The sequence below is a fragment of the Streptomyces sp. NPDC087422 genome, from assembly GCF_044744145.1.
GTDB lineage: Bacteria > Actinomycetota > Actinomycetes > Streptomycetales > Streptomycetaceae > Actinacidiphila.
This window is the reverse complement of record NZ_JBIUXT010000002.1, coordinates 319,985-337,917: the sequence shown is the minus strand read 5'-3', so window position 1 is coordinate 337,917 and position 17,933 is coordinate 319,985. Positions and strand designations below refer to the sequence as shown.

Annotated in this window: 12 protein-coding genes; 5 read left to right on the top strand and 7 right to left on the bottom strand. The window is 69.3% G+C overall.

Annotation, left to right across the window (positions count from 1 at the left end; genetic code table 11):
• Positions 1–85: 85 nt before the first annotated feature.
• A complete protein-coding gene (locus ACIO6U_RS07295; RefSeq protein WP_401716350.1) occupies positions 86–3,220 on the bottom strand; it encodes a tetratricopeptide repeat protein in 3,135 nt (1,044 codons plus the stop codon).
• Between the two features lie 267 nt (positions 3,221–3,487).
• Here ACIO6U_RS07295 and ACIO6U_RS07290 point away from each other — a divergent pair, with 267 nt between their 5' ends.
• Complete coding sequence (locus ACIO6U_RS07290) at positions 3,488–5,941, top strand: tetratricopeptide repeat protein (RefSeq protein ID WP_401716347.1); 2,454 nt, start codon at positions 3,488–3,490, stop codon at positions 5,939–5,941.
• A 318-nt stretch (positions 5,942–6,259) separates the two neighbouring features.
• On the opposite strand, the gene ACIO6U_RS07285 is transcribed toward ACIO6U_RS07290, so the two are convergent.
• On the bottom strand, positions 6,260–7,465 hold the full coding sequence (locus tag ACIO6U_RS07285) for a hypothetical protein (protein ID WP_401716344.1): 1,206 nt from the start codon (positions 7,463–7,465) through the stop codon (positions 6,260–6,262).
• A gap of 946 nt (positions 7,466–8,411) precedes the next feature.
• On the opposite strand from ACIO6U_RS07285, the gene ACIO6U_RS07280 reads away from it, so the two are divergent.
• Positions 8,412–8,561 carry a hypothetical protein gene (locus ACIO6U_RS07280; protein ID WP_401716341.1) on the top strand — a complete coding sequence of 50 codons (150 nt, stop codon included), beginning with the start codon at positions 8,412–8,414 and terminating at the stop codon, positions 8,559–8,561.
• Positions 8,558–9,538, top strand: a complete 981-nt coding sequence (locus tag ACIO6U_RS07275; RefSeq protein WP_355337766.1) for an RNA polymerase sigma-70 factor — start codon at positions 8,558–8,560, stop codon at positions 9,536–9,538. Before ACIO6U_RS07280 ends, ACIO6U_RS07275 begins: the two co-directional genes overlap by 4 nt.
• Positions 9,539–9,622: 84 nt before the next feature.
• Here the strand turns inward: ACIO6U_RS07275 and ACIO6U_RS07270 are convergent, their stop codons facing one another.
• The 5 genes from ACIO6U_RS07270 to ACIO6U_RS07250 all read right to left on the bottom strand — a co-directional run bounded on the left by ACIO6U_RS07270 (position 9,623) and on the right by ACIO6U_RS07250 (position 15,826).
• Positions 9,623–10,276 (bottom strand): sigma-70 family RNA polymerase sigma factor, encoded by a 654-nt coding sequence (locus tag ACIO6U_RS07270; RefSeq protein ID WP_401716338.1) that lies wholly within the window; start codon positions 10,274–10,276, stop codon positions 9,623–9,625.
• 204 nt (positions 10,277–10,480) lie between these two features.
• Entirely contained in the window at positions 10,481–10,825 is a 345-nt protein-coding gene (locus ACIO6U_RS07265; protein WP_391043302.1) for a hypothetical protein, read from the bottom strand.
• A gap of 146 nt (positions 10,826–10,971) precedes the next feature.
• Complete coding sequence (locus ACIO6U_RS07260; protein WP_401716335.1) at positions 10,972–12,834, bottom strand: hypothetical protein; 1,863 nt, start codon at positions 12,832–12,834, stop codon at positions 10,972–10,974.
• Complete coding sequence (locus ACIO6U_RS07255; RefSeq protein ID WP_391043306.1) at positions 12,831–14,258, bottom strand: tetratricopeptide repeat protein; 1,428 nt, start codon at positions 14,256–14,258, stop codon at positions 12,831–12,833. The genes ACIO6U_RS07260 and ACIO6U_RS07255 overlap by 4 nt, the downstream gene beginning before the upstream one ends.
• Positions 14,259–14,380: 122 nt before the next feature.
• Positions 14,381–15,826, bottom strand: coding sequence for a DUF4331 domain-containing protein (locus ACIO6U_RS07250; protein ID WP_401716332.1), 1,446 nt, complete (start codon positions 15,824–15,826; stop codon positions 14,381–14,383).
• A gap of 438 nt (positions 15,827–16,264) precedes the next feature.
• Between ACIO6U_RS07250 and ACIO6U_RS07245 the strand changes: the two genes are divergently transcribed.
• Both ACIO6U_RS07245 and ACIO6U_RS07240 read left to right on the top strand, forming a co-directional pair.
• Positions 16,265–17,044 (top strand): hypothetical protein, encoded by a 780-nt coding sequence (locus ACIO6U_RS07245; protein ID WP_391043313.1) that lies wholly within the window; start codon positions 16,265–16,267, stop codon positions 17,042–17,044.
• Positions 17,041–17,886 (top strand): class F sortase, encoded by an 846-nt coding sequence (locus ACIO6U_RS07240; RefSeq protein WP_401716329.1) that lies wholly within the window; start codon positions 17,041–17,043, stop codon positions 17,884–17,886. The genes ACIO6U_RS07245 and ACIO6U_RS07240 overlap by 4 nt, the downstream gene beginning before the upstream one ends.
• Positions 17,887–17,933 lie beyond the last annotated feature (47 nt).

Genomic DNA, 17,933 nt, shown 5'->3' with positions numbered 1-17,933 from the left:
ATCCCTATCAAGCCGCACTGACATTCCGGACGCATGACGAGCCACGCACGTGGAGTCCGAGCATCTTCAGAGCCGCGGAGCGGGGTTACGGCCGTTGGCCGTCACTGGTCCCGACCTCGCCGCAGAGCCGGATCCGGTCCTGGGTCCTGGCGGCCTCCAGTTCGTTGAGCCCCTGAAAGATCGCGTGTGCAGAATGGAGCTGCTGCAGCGCCTCGTTCCTGCGGCCCGCCTCGAAATGGACGTCAGCGATTGCGGCGTGCGCGCGGGCTTCTTCCTCCGACGAGCTGATCTGCCGGGCCATCGCCAGGGCCTCGGTCAGACGGTCGACGGCCGAATCGCGGTGGTCGGAGCGGTGTTCGGCCATTCCCAGCCCGCGCAGCGCCTGGACTTCCTCCTGCGCCGCCCCTATGTCACGTGCCAGGGTGAGAGCGACCGAATGATGAGCGGCGGCCTCCGCGTAGTGTCCCCCGGCGTACAAGTCGGAACCGATGGCGATGAGAGCTACGGTCTCATTGCGCCGGTCCCCTACATGGCGAAATGCCGCCAGAGCCTGCCTGTGGAGGCTCAGAGCCTTGGCCAAGTCCTCAGGGGCGTCGAGGGTGTTGCCGAGGTTGAGCTGGGCAATGGCCTGCTCGGTGCGGCTGCCGAATTCTGTGGTGAGAGCGAGGACACGGTCGAACGCTTGTCGCGCCTGGTCGTCTTGCCCCATGTGGTGGTGCAGATCGCCCAGATTGTTGAGCGCTTGTGCCTCACCCCGAGGATCCCGCGTGCGGATGAAGCCGTTCAGCGCCGCGCTGAAGCACTCCATCGCCTCTGCGTGCTGACCCAGTTGCAGTAGCGAAATACCGAGATTGTTGCGGGACCTGGCGATGTTCCACTCATCCCCAGACCGCACACGGATGTCCAACGACTCCTGCTGGAAAGCGCACGAATCCGCCAGACGCCCCAGATTCCAGCACACCAACCACAGCGCGCTGAGCGCTTCCGCCTCGATGTTGGCCTCGGATACTGCCCTGGCCGCGTCGAGTGCGCGCTGGCTGTCACGTTCCGCCATCTCATAACGACCTGTCTGCGCATGGACGGTGGCGAGGGCGAGAAGCGCATGCGCCTCGGAGGACTGGTTGCCGGTCGAGCGCCAATGCCGAGCCGCGTGCGTGTGTACGGTCTCGGCCTCTCTCCACAACCCTTCCGTCTCCAAGAACCCCGAAGCAGCGTCGGCGAGTTGAGCGGCGGGCTCGTCCAGGCGGTGTTCGCGGAGATAGGACGCGGCGCCAACCACCGCATCCGTCTCGGCGAGAAGCCACTTCTTCGCTTGGCGGGCGTCGGGCCAGTCGGGGAGGTCGAAAGAGCATGAAGGCGCCCCGTCGGCAAGCCGCGCCCGCCGCGGATGGAGCAGCAGGTCGGCCGCAGCCACTGCACGCGCGTAGAACAACGCCAAGCTGTCCAGCGCCTCGTCGCGCATGGTTAGCGGATCGTTGAGCGCAAGCGACTGTGCGTAGGCGCCGATCAGATCGTGGAATTCGTAACGGTCCGCCGCGGGCTCCTGCAACAGGTGCGCGTCCAGCAGGGACTCGAGAATCCGTTCCGTGGTGTCCAGCGGAAGTCCGACGAGCACGGCTGTCGCATACGGGTCGAAGGCGCGTGTGAAGTGCAGGCTCAGCAGCCGGAAGACGCGCTGCTCCTCTGCGGTGAGCGAGTGGTACGAGAAGGCGAAGACGGTGGCGAGCTCCGACTGACCGTCGCGGATCTCGGCCAGTCTGCCGGGCCCTTGGGACATCTTCCGTACCAGGCGGCCGACGGTCCAAGTGGGTCGGGATCTGAGCCTTCCCGCCGCCAGCTCCAATGCCAGGGGTAAGTAGCCGCACAGGCGGACGAGTTCGGCGACGTCGGTCGGTGCCTCGGCGGGTGTGATGCCGGCCAGCGTCGTGAAGAGGGCCTCGGCATCCGCGGGCGACAGAACGTCCACGAAGACGTGGTGCACACCCGGGATTCCGGTAACCCGGCGGCGACTGGTGATAAGGACGAGCGATGGTGAGTCGCCGGGCAGCAGCGGCTGGATCTGGGCCGCGTCCGCCGCGTCGTCCAGCACGACGACGGCCCGCCGGTTCCCCAGCACGGTACGCCACAAGGTGATGAGGGCCGCCAAGTCGTTTGGCATGGTCTTGTGAGGAATGCCAAAGTCTCGCAGCAGCGCGATGAGCGCGGCCTCGGGGGAGAGCGGGTGCTGCCCGGCGTGCGCTCTCAGATTGATGTAGGCCACACCGTCCGGGTACTGATGAGCCACTTCGCGGGCGGTGTGCAGGGCGAGCAGCGTCTTGCCCACACCGGCCATTCCCGAGATCGCCTGGAAGGCGATGACGCCGGCGCCAGCGGTCTGGAGCGCCCGTATTTCCTCGGTCCTGCCCAGGAGCAGTCTGCTGTGCGCCGGCAGATTGTGCGGGGCGGGCGCCGAACTGCCGGGCGGGCCGCCGTCGGGGATCAGTTCGCTCACGGGCGCCTGGTCGAGAATGCTGCGGTACGCCCGATAGAGCGCCTCACCCGGCTGTGTTCCCACCTGCCGCAATCGGCGCCGGAGGGATTCGAACGCGCGCAAGGCATCGGTCTGTCGGCCGCTGCCGTATGCCGCGGCCATGAAATGCTGCGCCACCGTCTCGTCCGTGGGGTACTGCTCGGCCAGGCCGGAGAGTTCCACTACAAGAGAGCCGAAGTGCCCCAGGCGCAATTCGATGGCTGTGCGCAGCAGCGTCGCTGACAGCCGATGTTCCGTGAGCCGACGTCTGACCTGCTCGGCCCAGAGGCTGGAGAATCCGGTGAGGGGCACTCCGCGCCACATCGCGTCCGCGTTCCGCAGCAGAGTCAGCGCTTCGGCGTCGTCCCCGCTGGACGCCAGCGATCGGGCCTGGGTGATCAGCCGCAGGAACCGGTGGTAATCGACGGTGTGCGGAGGGACGTGGAGTGCGTACGTGTGCGCCTGCTGCTGCAATTGCTCGGCGCCGAGCTTTCGCCTGATACGGGTGGCGTACGAGTGCAGGGACGCGCGCGGTTTGGCAGGTGGTGAATCACCCCACAGCCGACGAGCGAGGTTGTCCAGCGAGATCGCCTTGCCCGCGTCCACTGCCAACGCCGCGAGCAATTGCAGTTCTTTGGCGGCTCCGCGCATTTCCTGCTGCTGCTCTACGCACAGTTCCATCGGCCCCAGGACGACAATGTCGAAGTCCACAAGCAAGCCCCCCAACGCTGGCCGCTGTGCAGCCATGTACGGCCGTGCTCCGCCATGTCCAGAGTGACATGCGTCAACTCCGGTCGACAGAGTCACCTTCCCGTGGATGATTTGTTGGCCGAAACGTTTCTTACTCATCCAACGTCTGTCTTTCATGGTCAGGAACGGGCGGCGTGGAACATCGACCGCCGGACGGGCTCCATAGATTCACCGAGATGTCCGTCGGGCGGCACGGGCTGCAGGCAGTCCTGAGGGAGGGCGCTCAGTATGCATGAGGCGACGGTGGAGGAACTGACCGCTGCGTTCGTACGGGCCGACGGTACGGCGATGGAAGTGTTGGCACGGCTGTTGCCGGACAGTTGTAGGCCGTGGTTGCAGGATCTTCCGGGAGGGGCGTTTCACAAGGACGTTGTGGCCGTGCGTGCCGCAGCGCGCCGGGTGATGTCCTTCGCCGCAGCTCGGCCGGACCTCCTGACGGCCGTGCGGATCTGGCTGGCGGCGGTTTCCGCGAACGACATCGCCCCAGCCGGCGACGTCACCGTGATCGCCAACTCGATCTCCGGTGGCACCAGGATCAACGGCCCAACCTTGCAGGCCCGGGACATCAGCGGCGGCATTCACGTCCACGGGTCCGCCCCTCCCGTGCCATCGCCGCTGCGGCCGGTTCCGCGCCAACTTCTCCCAAGGCCGGTCCATTTCACCGGCCGGAACGCCGACCTGGCCGCCCTCGAATCGATACGCTCCGCACGAACCGGCGCGTCTGTACTCGTCGTGATCAGTGGAACTCCTGGCGTTGGCAAGACTGCACTGGTCTCGCACTGGCTCAGCGGCCTCACCTCTGAGTATCCGGCAGGACAGCTTTACGTGGACTTACAGGGATATTCCGATATAGGTCCTGCTGATCCAGGGGCAGTCCTCGGCCAATTCCTCCGAGCGTTGGGCATCGACCACGCGCCGGCCTCGCTGGCGGAACAGGCCGCCCTATGGCGTACGGTCACCGCGGACCTCCGAATCGCGGTCATGCTTGACAACGCTTACAGCGCCGCACAGATCAGGCCACTGCTGCCCGCGTCGCCCGGTGCGCTCGCGGCGGTCACCAGTCGACGGCGGTTGTCCGGTCTAGGCGTGAACGGCGCGGCCTTCCACCATCTCGACGTCCTGGAACTTGGTTCCGCGCTGGAGCTGCTGAGTCGAAGGATCGGCGCAGAACGGGTGGCACGTGAACGGGAGATCGCGTACGGGCTGGCCCGCATGTGTGGTGGACTGCCGCTCGCCCTGTGTGTGGCCGCGGCTCGGATGTCCGCCCGGCCCAAACAGCCACTCTCCTCCCTGGTCGGGGCCATGGCCCGGGAGGACGACCGGTTGGCCGTCCTGGACGCGGGTGAGGACCGGGCAGTACGCACTGCGCTGGATGATTCGTACGCGGCTCTGCCTCCCGATGTTGCCCTCGGCTATCGGCAGTTGGGGTTGTCCTTCATTACTGAATTCGGGCCGGACGTCGTCGCGGCGGCCCGGGGTGGCTCCCGCGAGGATGCCGCGCGTACCCTGGATGAACTCGTTGACGCCAGCCTGGTCGAGGAGTTGGGACCCGACCGTTTTCGTCTGCACGATTTGATACGGCTACATGCTTTTCGGCGCGCCACGAAGGAGGATTCGTCCGCAGCCCGAGAGACCGTCGTACGACGTGTACTCGACTGGTACCTTGCGACCGCCACCGAAGCCAGGAAACTCCTCTCCCCCAGCCACCGGGAGCTGAGGCGGGACTACGCCCACCCACCCGCGCACGTATTCTCGGATGGGTCCTCCTCGACCGCGTTCTTCAGCGACGACGCCGAAGCGCTGGCGTGGTTCGACCGGGAGCGGCTGCACCTCTTGGCAGCGGTAAGACTCGCCGCTGAGCGTGAACTCTTCCCTACAGCATGGCAATTGGTCGACAGCATGCAACCACTGTTTCTCCGGCTGCGCCCATACGATCTGTGGATCGAGGCCCATGTGATCGGTCTGGCCGCAGCAGAGCGGGCCGGGCACCCCGAGGGCGTCAGCCGCATGCTCACGACCGGCGGCAGCGGCTTCTACAACGTCGGCCGCTACGACGAAGCGATCGACTGGTTCGGCCGCGCGCTCGAGGATGCCCGCGGCCGCGCGGACCGCCGGGCCGAGGCCCAGGCACTGCACGGTCTTGGCCAGTCCCACCGACTTACCCAACGTCTGGACCGTGCGTTCTCGTTCTTCCAACAAGCCTTGGCCATAAGGGAAGTCATCGGGTACGTCAGGGGCGCTGCGTTGAGTCGGCTGTGCCTCGGTGACATCGCGCTCGCGTCCGGCGACCCGCGAGGGGCGATCGACTTCCTGAGCAGGGCGCGGGCCGATCTGCTGGCCGTCCCCGACCCCTATGACGCCGCGCGTGCCCTGGCCTTCCTCGGCAGGGCTCACGCGGCCGAAGGCATCCGGGACCTCGACGGTGCCGAGCGTCAACTGACCGAAGCATTGGCGGAGTTCGCGGCCGCGGGATCAGTGCATTGGCAGGGGCATGTGTTGGAAATGCTCGGACAGACCTCGGCAGAACGAGGCGACAGGGAGAAGGCCAGGGACTGGTACGAGCAGTCCCTGGCTCACTATGCGCCGGTCAGTCCCTTGGACGCCCGGCGTCTCAAGGATCGACTGCGTTCGTTGGAAGAGGATCCGTCGGCAGAAGAGTTGGGTGAGTCGGGAGAGAGTTGATGTCGATGAGCCATCGGTACAGCGTCGACACGAGCAGTGCGTGCTCCCTGTCATCCCGCACAGGGGCGATCGTGCAGTGCGGCCCGGTGCGCGAGACGGTCACACAGCGGCCGCACGTGTCCCTGAGGGAGACGAGGAGGCAACCCGGGTAGCGGGTAAGCAACTCCAGCGCCGCTTCCGGGTCGCCGATGCCATACAGGATGTCCGCGCAGCGGCGGGAGGTCTCGGCGCCCTGGGTGCCGTCCTCCGGGGCAGCGGTCACGTTGATGCATACCGTGTTCTCCGGGACTCGTGCTGCCTGCTCGGGAAGGGGACGGATCACGCGGACGCCTCCCACGCCGGGGCAGCCACCGGTTCGGTCACCGGGGGGAAGGCAGGCTGGCCGATCCCGAGAGTCCGGTACAGCAGGCGCCGCATCCGTTCGTTGAACCGGCCTGGCTCGGACGAGATCCGCCGTGAGATCCGGTTGAAGTCGCGGCGCGGATACGTGGCGGAAGCGTAGTCGAGCTGTTCCGCGAGCGGTCTGTGGGGCGACAGTGCGGGCGCGGTGAGGGCCAAGTCGACACCCGGTGACGCGGGGTTGGCATCATGCTGGGGGTAGCGGGCCAGCACGATGGGTGTGCCGGTCAGCGTCGCGTACAAAGTGGTGGAACCGTAGTCGCCGATCACCGAGTCCGCCGCCACCAGCGCCGCGCGCCAGTCGACCTCGGGCGGCAGCACCATGATCCCCGAACGACGGCAGTCAGCCAGCCATGCCCTGACCTGGAACTGTCCATGGCGCGACCACACATTGGGGTGCACCAGCAGCGCGATGCGGTACCGGTCGCGGGGCAGTTCCGTGAGGAGCCGGGGGAGCAGTCCGTCAAGCCGGTTGAAGGACGAACGGCGTCCCCACGTGGACGTCACCAGAGCCAGGTGTTCCTTGTCCCCGACGCCGAATGCCTCCCGGTAGTTCGCCCGATACGGCAGGCTCGCGGCGATCCGGTCGTGGGTGGGATCTCCGACCACCTCGGCGACCGGAAGTGCCTCCGGGCACCAGCGTGCCAACTCCCGCAGGTCGTCCCGGTGGGGCAGCGCGACCTTACGTGGCACCACCTTGCCGTTCCACGTCAGACCCGCGCGACCCGTGATGCCTCCCGGCTCGCGGCTCCCCCCGCCAGGCGTCTGACCTCTCGCCAGCGACATGTGGCCGGCCCCATGTGAGATCCGGATCAGCGGAGCGCGGACCTGCTCCATCCCCTGAGACCCGGCAGCCAGGGCCAAGTCGAATTCGTCGCTGCCTGTGGCCTCCTCCCACGGAACCACGGTGGCGCCCAGCCCGCTCAAGTACGCGGCCACCCCGTTGTTGAAAGCGTGCGGCGGGATCGTGAACACGACCTCGATCCGGAGATCTGACTCAAGGAGTGGCAGCAAATCCTGCAACCGCCTTCCGTACACCTCGGTGTGCACGAGCACCAGCACCTTCTTGCGCTGGGGCAGCGTGAGCCACTCGCTCCCGTCGCCCCGTGTTGCCCTACCGTCCACCGTCACCTGCCCGGCAGACCTGTTCTCCCCCGACACGTCAACACCCCTCTCCGCTGTGCGAACCGTCCTTCGCGGAGTGAGATGCCCGCACAGCGGACGGAGAGCTTGCTGAAGGCTTGACACGTCCTTGCAGGGTGCCGAGTACCGCGGGCGGGTCAGGCACCCTGAGCTGCGGACGACCGTGTTACCGGCTGTCGTGCAGGACGGCGAATACGACGCTGGTCGGAATGCTCGAAGGCATGCACTGCGCGAGTTGGACGAGGGGCCCGGGTCGGGCAAGGGTTGCGGATTGCGCGAGGCGGAATATCCCGTCATTCCATCCAACTATGCGCACGTGAACCCGTGTGTTGCCATTTTCAATAGTAGACGAACCATTCTCGACAGTGCGGAGAGATTCGTCTTGCGCCCAAACAATCGGATGCGGGGGAGGTGGTACGGCGAACAAATTTATCCTCAGAGAAGTGGGGCGCGACGGTGCCCGAGTATCGCGTATCTGGGGAATCAGAGCACGGGTGCTGGGGTCCCCGCAAGCTGGTTCGTCCGCCATTCCCTTAGGCCTGCTTCGCATGTGTATCTCCCCGCATAGTTTATGCGGACTACGTGCGTAGTATGCGTAGTCCTCTACTGGCCTATGCAATGGGCGTATGTGAAACATGCTTGAGGGCAGTCGCCGGGCCTTTCGATGCATAGGGGATGAGTTGTCCGAAGTGTGCTGCGCGTCAGGGTCCTCGACTGTCCGCCAAGGCGAGCCCGGAACGACTGTCGGTGTGGCCGATGCTCTGCCTCCTCGTCGGCATTCCCCCGTGAGATGAAGGCGTATTTCTACTCGACCTCGACACGAGCCCAACGTGCGTACTAATGTTTCCTTGTGAAATGCGTAGCGAATGCTGTCGAGTGTTCATTGAAATCGGCGCACGCTGGAATTCCCGCGCCTCGATTGGCGCCTGTGAGATCGGACCGGTTGCCCGCGAAGGAGGTGGCGGTGACGATGATGACCGAGGGCCGCGGCTTCTCCAATGCCAAGGCCCGGCGGGAACTGGGCTGGGAGCCGCGCTACTCGTCGTGGCGCGAGGGGTTCGAGAAGGGGCTGAAGTGACGCGGGCGGATGCGCGGCAGGGGCAGGGTTCGGCACGGTCTGACGGGGCACGGTCCGGTGCGGCGCGGGCGGGGGAGTTCGAGGACCTGCGGCCCCTGCTGTTCTCGATCGCGTACCGCATCCTGGGCAGCGTGAGCGAGGCGGAGGACGCGGTCCAGGACACCTGGCTGCGCTACGAGGCCGCCGGGACCTCGCCCGCCTCGCCCAAGGCGTACCTGTCGGCCGCCGTCACCCGCGTCTCCATCGACGTGCTGCGCTCCGCCCGCTTCCGGCGCGAGGAGTACGTGGGGGAGTGGCTGCCGGAGCCGCTGCTCGCCGACCCCTACGACGACCCCGCGCGCTCGGCGGAACTGGCCGACTCCGTCTCGACGGCCGCCCTGTTGCTGCTGGAGCGGCTCAGCCCGCTGGAGCGCGCCGTCTTCGTGCTGCGCGAGGTCTTCGGTTTCGGCTTCCCCGAGGTCGCCTCCGCCGTCGGCCGCTCCGAGGCCGCCTGCCGTCAGCTCGCGGTACGCGCCAGGCGGCACATGGACGAGGGCCGCCCGCGCTTCGAGGCCGACCGGCGGGAGCGGGAGAGGCTGGCGGGACGGTTCTTCGACGCGCTGCGCGAGGGCGACGTCGAGGCCCTGCGCGACGTGCTCGCCGCGGACGTCCAGGTCGTCGGCGACGGCGGCGGCAAGACCCCGCAGTTCGCCCGCGCCATCAGCGGCGTCGAGAACGTGACGCGCCTGCTCGCCACCACCTTCCCCTGGTTCTTCCGCATCGACGTGACCGTCGAGTCCCACGAGATCAACGGCCAGCCCGGCATGATCTTCCGCGACCGCGACCGCAAGGTGCTCAACGTGTGGACGCTGGACGTGCTCGACGGCCGGATCCAGATGATCAACTCCGTCAGCAACCCCGACAAGCTCGGACACCTGGGCCCGGTCGGGGACGCGTGGGCGGTCTACCGCGAGTGGAACGCGGCCCGCCGCCCGTAACGCCCCCCGCCCTTGCCGTCCCGCCCCCGTCGTCCCGTGTCCGTCGTCCCGTGTCCGCCGTTCCCTGTCCGTCGTCCCGTGCCGTCACTTGCGGTCCAGGTCGAGGTTCAGATCCAGGTTCAGGTTCAGGTTCAGGTCCAGGTCGAGACCGAGGTCGCGGCGCAGACGCGTCAGGGCGCTGCGGACACGGGACTTGGCCGTGCCCAGCGGGATGCCGAGCGTCTCCGCGACCTCCTGGTGGCTGCGCTCGGCGTAGAACGCCAGGTGGATCGCCTCCCGTTGCAGATCGGTCAGCACGCTCACCCCGCGCCGCACCGCCGCCTGCCTCATGCGCCGCTCGACGATGTCCAGGACGTTGTCGCCGGCCGGCAGCCGCGTCCTGCGTGCCGCCAGGTCCTCACTGCGCAGCAGTACGGCGTTGCGCCGGATCCAGTCGACGGCACGGCGGTGCGCGATGGTGACGACCCAGCCGCGTACGCTCCCCTGCTCCGGCCGGTACAGCGACGCCTTCGCCCACACCTCGGCCATGACGTCCTGGGCGATGTCCTCGGCTTCGGCGCGCAGCCGCACCCGCCGCTGGACCAGCGACTTGACCATGGGAAAGAGCAGCGTGTACAGCGCGGTGAACGCCTCCTGGTCGCCGCGTCCCGCCGCCAGCATGTGCTGTTCGAGGCCGTCGCTCTCCCAGCACTCCGCCTCCGGCGGCGACGGGAGACGCGTCGGACCTGCGTCCGGCATTCGGCTCACCTCCTCAGCGCCCGGTGCTGAACCGGGTGCCGTGCGGACCAAGGGGAGTTCGTGGCCCCGGTCCTCAGGTATGGCCGCTCCGCCCGATGGCCACCTGGAAAGGGGGTACGGACGTACGGATGTGCGGGCGCCCTGACGTGGCGCCCGTCGGCCGTCCGCCGGGGTCATGGGCGGAGTCGGGGGCCGGTGGCGCGCTCAGCGCCGGGTGAGGTCGCCGTAGAGGGTGTCCCAGGCGTCGTCCTGACGGCTGGCCGGTTTTCCGTCGCAATAGGGCAGCGCGTGCTGGGCCGTGTAGTAGCGGAGCATCGACAGTACGGCCATCGGGTCGCTGTTCTTGCCCGCCGTGTAGTCGCGGTCGGGCAGCGTCGCCTGGTGCACGCGGCAGGTCGGACGCGGGCTCGCGGGGCCGGTGACCAGCGCTCCCGTGTGCCGGTCGGCGGCGCAGGAGGTGAGCGCGAGCGCGAGGACGGCGGCGGTCAGGGCGGCGCCGAGGAGGGCGGCCGGGCGGGAGGCCGTACGCGGTGACGTAGGCGGTGTCATACGTGTGGCCGAACGTGTGGCCGTACGCGTTGTCGTGCGGGTCGTGCCGGTCATATCAGTCGTGCGGGTCGTCGTACGCGAGGGTGTGCGCATGGTTCTGTCCTTGTGGCGTCCGTGGGACAACGGGTGCGGGTGTTGTCGATCCGTCAGAGGGGCATCGCACGCAGGGCGGTTCCCACGCCCACGGCGAGAATGAGGAGCGCGGTGCCCAGAGGGGTGAGGCGACCGCTCCACGCGCCGACGGCGTGCCATCTCCCGCCGCTCAGTGCGGGGAAGCGGTCCCTGAGCGTCAGGAGGAGCAGGCCCGCGGCGGCGAGGGTGGCGGCCATGCCGAGGCCGTAGCAGACGACGAGCAGCACGCCGAACGCCGTACGGCCGAGGGCGATCGAGCCCAGCAGGACGACCAGCGCCGAGGGGCTGGGGACCAGGCCGCCCGCGATGCCGATGCCGATGAGACCGCCGCGCTTGCGGGTGCCGCCCGCGGAGTGGGAGTGGTGATGGTGGCCGTGGCCGAAGAGGCCGTGGCGGTGCGGGTGTTCGTGGGCGGTGTGATCGTCGGTGTGGTGCGAGTGGTGACCGTCGTGGCCGTGGTCGTGCTCAAGGCCGTGCTCAAGGCCGTGCTCGCGGTCGGGTTCGTGTTCGGGGGCCTCCCGTTCGTCCAGGACCGCGACCCGCGTGGTGGCGACGGTCGTGGCCGCGCTCTGCTGGGTGATGCCCTCGGCGCCCTCGGGGACCTCGACGAGCGGGCCGGACGACGGGTGCGGGTGCTGGTGCTCAGCCCCGTGTCCGTGCCCGTGCCCGTGCCCGTGCCCGTGTCCCGGTCCGTGTCCCGGTCCGTGCTCGTGGCCGTGGGAACCTTGAGCCCCGTCCCCCGCGTGCCCGTGCTCCGCCTGCCGCGCCCGGAAGACCCGGACGGCCGACGGCAGCAGCCACAGACCGGCCGCGGTGATGACGATGCCGCTGACCGTACCGAGCCAGGCCAGGACGTCCTCGCCGACGAGCGCGGAGGACACGCTGAGCGCGATGCCGAGGACGAGGACGGAGGCGGTGTGGGTCAGCGTCACCGTGCCCGCGACCGTGACGGCGTCGCGCGGACGCCCCTGACGGCCCGCCAGATACGCGGCCATGATGGTCTTGCCGTGACCGGGCAGCGCCGCGTGCCCCGCGCCCAGCACCATGGCCATCAGCACGGCGAGCAGCCCGACGGGGAGGGTGAGCCGGTCGTGGTCGGTGAGCGCGCCCAGCCGCCGGTCGAGGGCTGCGTACCAGGAGGAGGGCCAGCCGGTGCCGGGCGTGACGGCCGCGACGGCCCCGGGACCCGAGCCCAGGACGAGCCGCGTACGGCGCTGGTCCAGCGGGTCGGCGAGCAGGTCCGCCGGATACGCGCGCAGCTCGCGCGAGACCGAGACGGCAGGGACGTCCGAGGAGCCGATGCGTACGCCGTCCCCGTGCGCGGTGATCTCGTGCCAGCCGATCCGGCTGCTGTCCACGCCGGTGGCCAGCGTGATCGTGTCGCCGCGGCCGGGGGAGGCGGGCGCGGACAGCCGGCACTCCAGCCGTCCGGTGTCGAGCCCGGCCTGCCCGGGCACCAGCCGGAAGGACGCGTCCGTCAGCCCGAACCGCAGGGCCGCGGCCGGCCGCGCGCCCCCGGCGCCGCCCGCGGTCCCCGAACCACCGGCCGCGCCCGTGTCGCCGCCGAGCGTCGCGTCGATACCGCGCGCCAGGTCGGTGCAGGCGGTGTGCGCGTGGGCCGCGGCCTCCGCCGGGCTCAGGGCCCCGTCGTGGTCGGTGTCCATGGCGGCCTTGGCCTGGAGCGTGGGGATCTCGGCGGTGTCCACGACGGCGAGGTCGTCGATCCGGTCGGGGCGTACGGTCAGACCGTCGTACCGGTTGACGGTGAAGTTGCCCAGCGGGTGGGCGGAGACGGCCGGGGCGGCCAGCCACAGCAGCGAGGGCACCGCCACCAGCAGCAGGGCCGCGCCGCGCCGGGCACGGATCGGGGTCGTCATCGCTGTCCTCGCCGTCCTTGCGGTGGTTGTGCCGCCGGTTCCTTCTGATCCTTCTGAAGGGCGGTCAGCCGGGCGCGCGCGTCCGGCGCGTACAGCGGCGAGAAGGCCGGATTGGCGGCCAGGGCCCCGGCCAGGTCCGTACGCGCCGCCTCGTCGTCGCCGAGCGACTGCTCGATCACGCCCCGGTGGTAGCGCAGCAGCGCGTCGCGCCAGCCGAGCCGGTTCGCCTGCTCGGCCAGCGGCAGCGCGTCGCCGTCACGGCCCGCCCGGTGCAGCGCCCAGCTCAGCGCGTCCGCGACCAGCACACTGTGCCGCCGGTCCCACTCGGCGCTCAGCAGCTTCACCGCGAGGTCCGCGTCGCCGTGATCGGCCTGATATTGGCCGAGGTTGAGGTCGTCCACCACGCCGTTGGCCGCGAACAGCCTCTGCTCCGCCTCCAGCACCCCGTACTGCGCCCTGGCTTCCGGCGCCCGGCCCAGCGACTCCAGCAATTCGCCGAATTCCAGCACATATTGCGGCTGCGGTACCCGGTCGATCGCCGTCCGGTAGTCCGCGACCGCCTGGTCCGTCCGCCCCAGCGCCGCCTCCGCCCTGGCCGCGCCCGCCAGCGACGCGGTGTACGTCGGATCCAGCGCGAGCGCCGTCCGGTACTCCCGCAGCGCCTCGCGCGTCTTGCCGGTGTTGAAGGCCAGCTCGCCCAAGTAGTGGTGGCAGAACGCCTGGTCGGCCGCCGTCGTCGCGTCCTGGAGCGCCCGCCGCAGCGCCTGCTCCGCGTCCGCGGTGCGCCCGTGCAGCTCGAAGGTGTACGACGCCCGGGTGAACGACGCCGTCGACGGGTGCAGATCGAGCATCCGCTGCACGGCGTCCTGCGCGGCGCTGTCCTCACCCAACTGGGTGAGCGCGTCGTTGAGCGCGCCGTACGGCGCCCAGGCGTACGGGTCGTCGCTGATCGCCTTGTCCGCCCACGTCCTGGCCTGCGCGAACTGGTGCCGCGCGTTGGCCAGTCCGGCCATTCCGGTGAGCGCGGCGGTGTTGTGCCGCGGCTGGAGCGCGAGCGACTTGCGCAGCGCCGCCTCCGACTTCGGGTACAGCGTCGGATCGACGTCGAGCCGGGCCTGTTCGACGTATTCGGAGCCGAGCTGGGCCCAGGAGGAGGCGTCGTTCGGCTGTGCGCGCAGCGTGCTCTGGAGCTTGGCGACGATGGCGTCCACGCTCAACGGCGCCGCCTGCGGGCCGGAGACCGGGCCGGAGTCCGGGCCGGGACCCGTACCGGAACCTGTACCGGAACCCGTATCGGAACTCTGGCCCGGGACCGCGTCGGACGGCGGCGGGGACGAGGCGCCGCCCGAGCGCTCCAGCGCTGCGAAGCCGGTCAGGCCCGCACAGAGCACGGCGGTGGTGGCGATCAGGGCGAGGCGGCGCATGGGGGTCTGTTTTCTCCGCTCGGGGCGAACAGGGGCTCCGGCCGGTCGGACGGGTGGGGCGGTCGGGCCGGAGGAGAGGGACCCGGCGTGGGCCTGTCAGGTGCCCACGCCGGGTGGCTTGCTCAGCCGGCCTGGTTGACCGAGCCGGTGTAGGGCAGCGCGACGTACGGGAAGGTGCCGGCGAAGGGGACGCCGGGTCCGTTCACGCCGTCACCCGCGGCGAGCGCCTGGATCAGGTGGCCGGGGGTCGCGCCCTCCAGCGCCTGGATCGCGATGTCCACGACGTCGTCACCGAGGCGGCGGCCGTTGGGGTAGCCCTGGAAGTCGCCGTTCAGCACGCCGAGACGGTCCGGCTTCGCGGTGACCGGGGTGGACATGTTCAGCCGCAGCTCCTCGGCGGGGACGAACCGCTTCTTGTCGGCGTCCTGGTTCATGAGCTGCGAGTTGAGGTCCACGGCCAACGGGCCGTTCGCCGCCTTCGCGATACCGGTCAGGAAGATCTCCTGAAGGTCCTTGCGCGGCGTCGCGGGCGCCGGGATCCCGTAGATCGACTGGATCAGCATCGGCAGCTCGGGGTTGAGCACCTTCGCCACGACCTTGGGCTGGTTGTGGTCCTGCGACGGCGGCAGCGCGTTGAACGCGTTCTTCAGACCCGCGGGCACCACCGCCTCGTTCACCAGCGGGTTGCCCAGCCGCGAGACCTGCACGTACGGGCCGCTGGCCGTCTGCTTGCCCGGGGAGAGGTTCATGGTGCGGCGCGAGGTGGTGCTCCACACGCCGATCACCGGGTTGCGCTTGGGGTTGCAGTTGAGCGCCAGCGCCGACTTCGGGACCTGGATCGCCAGGGTGTTGACGTTGTAGCCCTTGAGCGTGTTGTGCCCGGTCTCCGACAGATTCCCGCCGTACAGCAGGTCGAAGACGCGCAGGTCGAGGAAGAACGGGTCGGCGGCCTGCGAGGCCACCGTCTGACCGCCGCCGGGCAGCTTCCGCGTCGCCTGGCCGCGCAGCCGCCCGTAGTTCGGCATCGACGCCTTGCCGACGTTCGACGGCGTCACGATGCCGTCCTTCACCAGCGTGACCGGGCGCTTGCCCGCGCGCAGTTCCTGGAGCGTGTAGTGCTGGCGGAACAGCAGCGTCTTGTCGTTGAGGTTGTTCACCACGCCGTTGTTGTACAGGAATGTCTTGTCTCCGCGCCGGTCCTCGTTGCGGAAGGTCCAGCGGTACGTGAGGTCCGCCTTGCCGGTGCCCTGGCTGTCGATATTGATGTCGTACTGGGCGTCGGTGGCGAACGGGTAGAAGTTCGGCCCCCCGTTGGGCTCCTGGAACGGGTACCAGTTCGCGACCAGCGTCACCGTGTCCGACTTGTCAGGACTGGAGAACGCGTAGAGGTCGGTGTTGTCGACCTGTGGGTCCGCCGCGATCAGCGGCGCCTCGCGGTGGCTGGACGCCTGGCCGACGCCCGTACCGGGACCGGCGAGCGCCGCTCCCGCGATCGCCGTGCCGAGCGTCAGCAGCAGCGCTGCCGACTTCCACCGGCCGACGATGCCCGGTGTTCTGCGTGAACTCATGGGTGGTCTTTCTGTGGGGGTGAAGAGTCCGGCCTCGGGACCGGTCCCTGCACCCCGTTCGTCTCCAAGGGAGGTGCCGGATTGCCCGAAAGAGGTTTTTGTCCCCGATCGGGCGAATATGCGGATACGGATGCCAGGGGTGCGCCGTCCGGCTTGGCGGTGGTGCCGATGTTGACGGCGCGTCATGTCGTGCGCGGTGCAAGGCGCTCCGGCTCTCCCCGGGCATACGGACATACGTATGCGATATGTCCGTATGCCCGGACGCGGAGGTACCGCCGTAAAGAGGTCATGGGCACACCCGTACCAATCCGCGCCCCCCACCGCTCCGAATGCCAGTGCGGAGGCACCCGCCTCCGGTCGCGGAGCCGACGCCATGCCGACTCCGCGAATCCGCGAGTGAAGGGCAGCACCACCATGCGATCCACCAGCGCACGTGTCGTGACCGCGATAGCAGTCGCCGCAGTCCCGTTGGCCTTCCCGGCAGCGGCGTGGGCGGCACCGACGGACACCGACGTCCCCTGGACCACGTACCAGGCGTCGCTGGACCCGATCACCGCCAACCACGTCACGGGCAGCGGTACGGCGATGATCCAGCTCTCCGGCAACACCGCGAAGATCACCGTCACCGCGTCGGGCCTGGTCGGCGGCGGCTCCCCGCACGCCATGCACATCCACGTCGACGGCGCCGGTGTGTGCCCCAAGCCGTCCGAGGCCAAGGACCACAACGGCCACAGCTCGATCAACGTCGCCGACGCCATGAAGGACTACGGCATGATCGGCACCTCGCTCACCACCAGCGGCGACAGCACCCCCAAGAGCGCCCTGGCCGTCGACCGCTTCCCGGCCGGTTCGAGCGTCAAGTACAGCCGCACCCTCGAAGTCACCGACAACGTCGCCGCGAACCTCAAGTCCGGCAAGGCCGTCCTGGTCGTGCACGGCATCGACTACAACGGCAACGGCAAGTACGACAACGTGCTCGGCGCGAGCGAACTCGACAAGACCCTGCCCGCCGAGGCCACCGACCCCGCCCTCTGCGGCGCCTTCAACGTCTCCCAGATGACCTCGATGCCCGGCGGCGGCGCGGACACCGGTGACGGCGCCACGCAGACCGGAAGCGGCATCCACACCGGCATGGTCGCGGGCGGCAGCGCCGCCGCCCTGGTCGGCCTCGGCATCGGCGGATTCGCCCTGCGCCGCAGGGGCGTCACGACCCGATGAGTGACGACGCCGCCGCCGCGCACGAGGACGGCCCGGACGACGAGACCGGCCGTACGGACGAGACCGTACGTACGACCGGCGACGGCCATACCGGCCGTACCCTCCGCGCCAGCCGCACTGCCCGTGTGGGCCGCACGCGACGTACGGCGGTCATGCTCGTCGTCCTCGCGGTGGCCTGCGTCGCCGCGGGGGTCACCGCCGTACTCGCCGGGACCACCGGGGGCGGCGGCAACCCGCCGCCGCAGCCGGGCCCGGCCGTCGCGGGAAGCACACCGCGCGGCGACATGTCGGGTCACGAGATGTCCGGCCACGACATGGCCGCGATGCCCGCCCCGCCGAGCGGCGGCGCCTCGGCCGAAGCGGCCGGTCCGACGCCCACCCGGCCCGGCACCCTGCCCGCGTCCAAGCCGGTCGCCCTCGACATCCCGGCCATCGGCGTCCACTCCGACCTGCTGGACCTGGGCCTCAACAAGGACGGCAGCCTGGAGGTCCCCTCCAAGCCGCTGCGTGCCGGCTGGTACCGCAACTCGCCCGCCCCCGGCCAGACCGGACCCTCCGTCATCCTCGGCCACGTCGACTCCAAGGAGACCGGCCCCGCCGTCTTCTACCGGCTCGGCGCGATGAAGCCCGAGCAGCAGATCCGCGTCACCCGCGCCGACCACAAAGTCGCCGTCTTCACCGTCGACGCCGTCCGTTCCTACGAGAAGGCCCGGTTCCCGACCCTCGACGTCTACGGCAACACCGCGGACGCCGAACTCCGGCTCATCACCTGCTCCGACTGGAACGCGCGCACTCACTCCTACGAGGGAAACACCGTGGTCTTCGCCCACCTCGCGACCTGAGAACGGCCGACGGAGACCGGGGTGTCCCCAACTTCACCCGCACGACG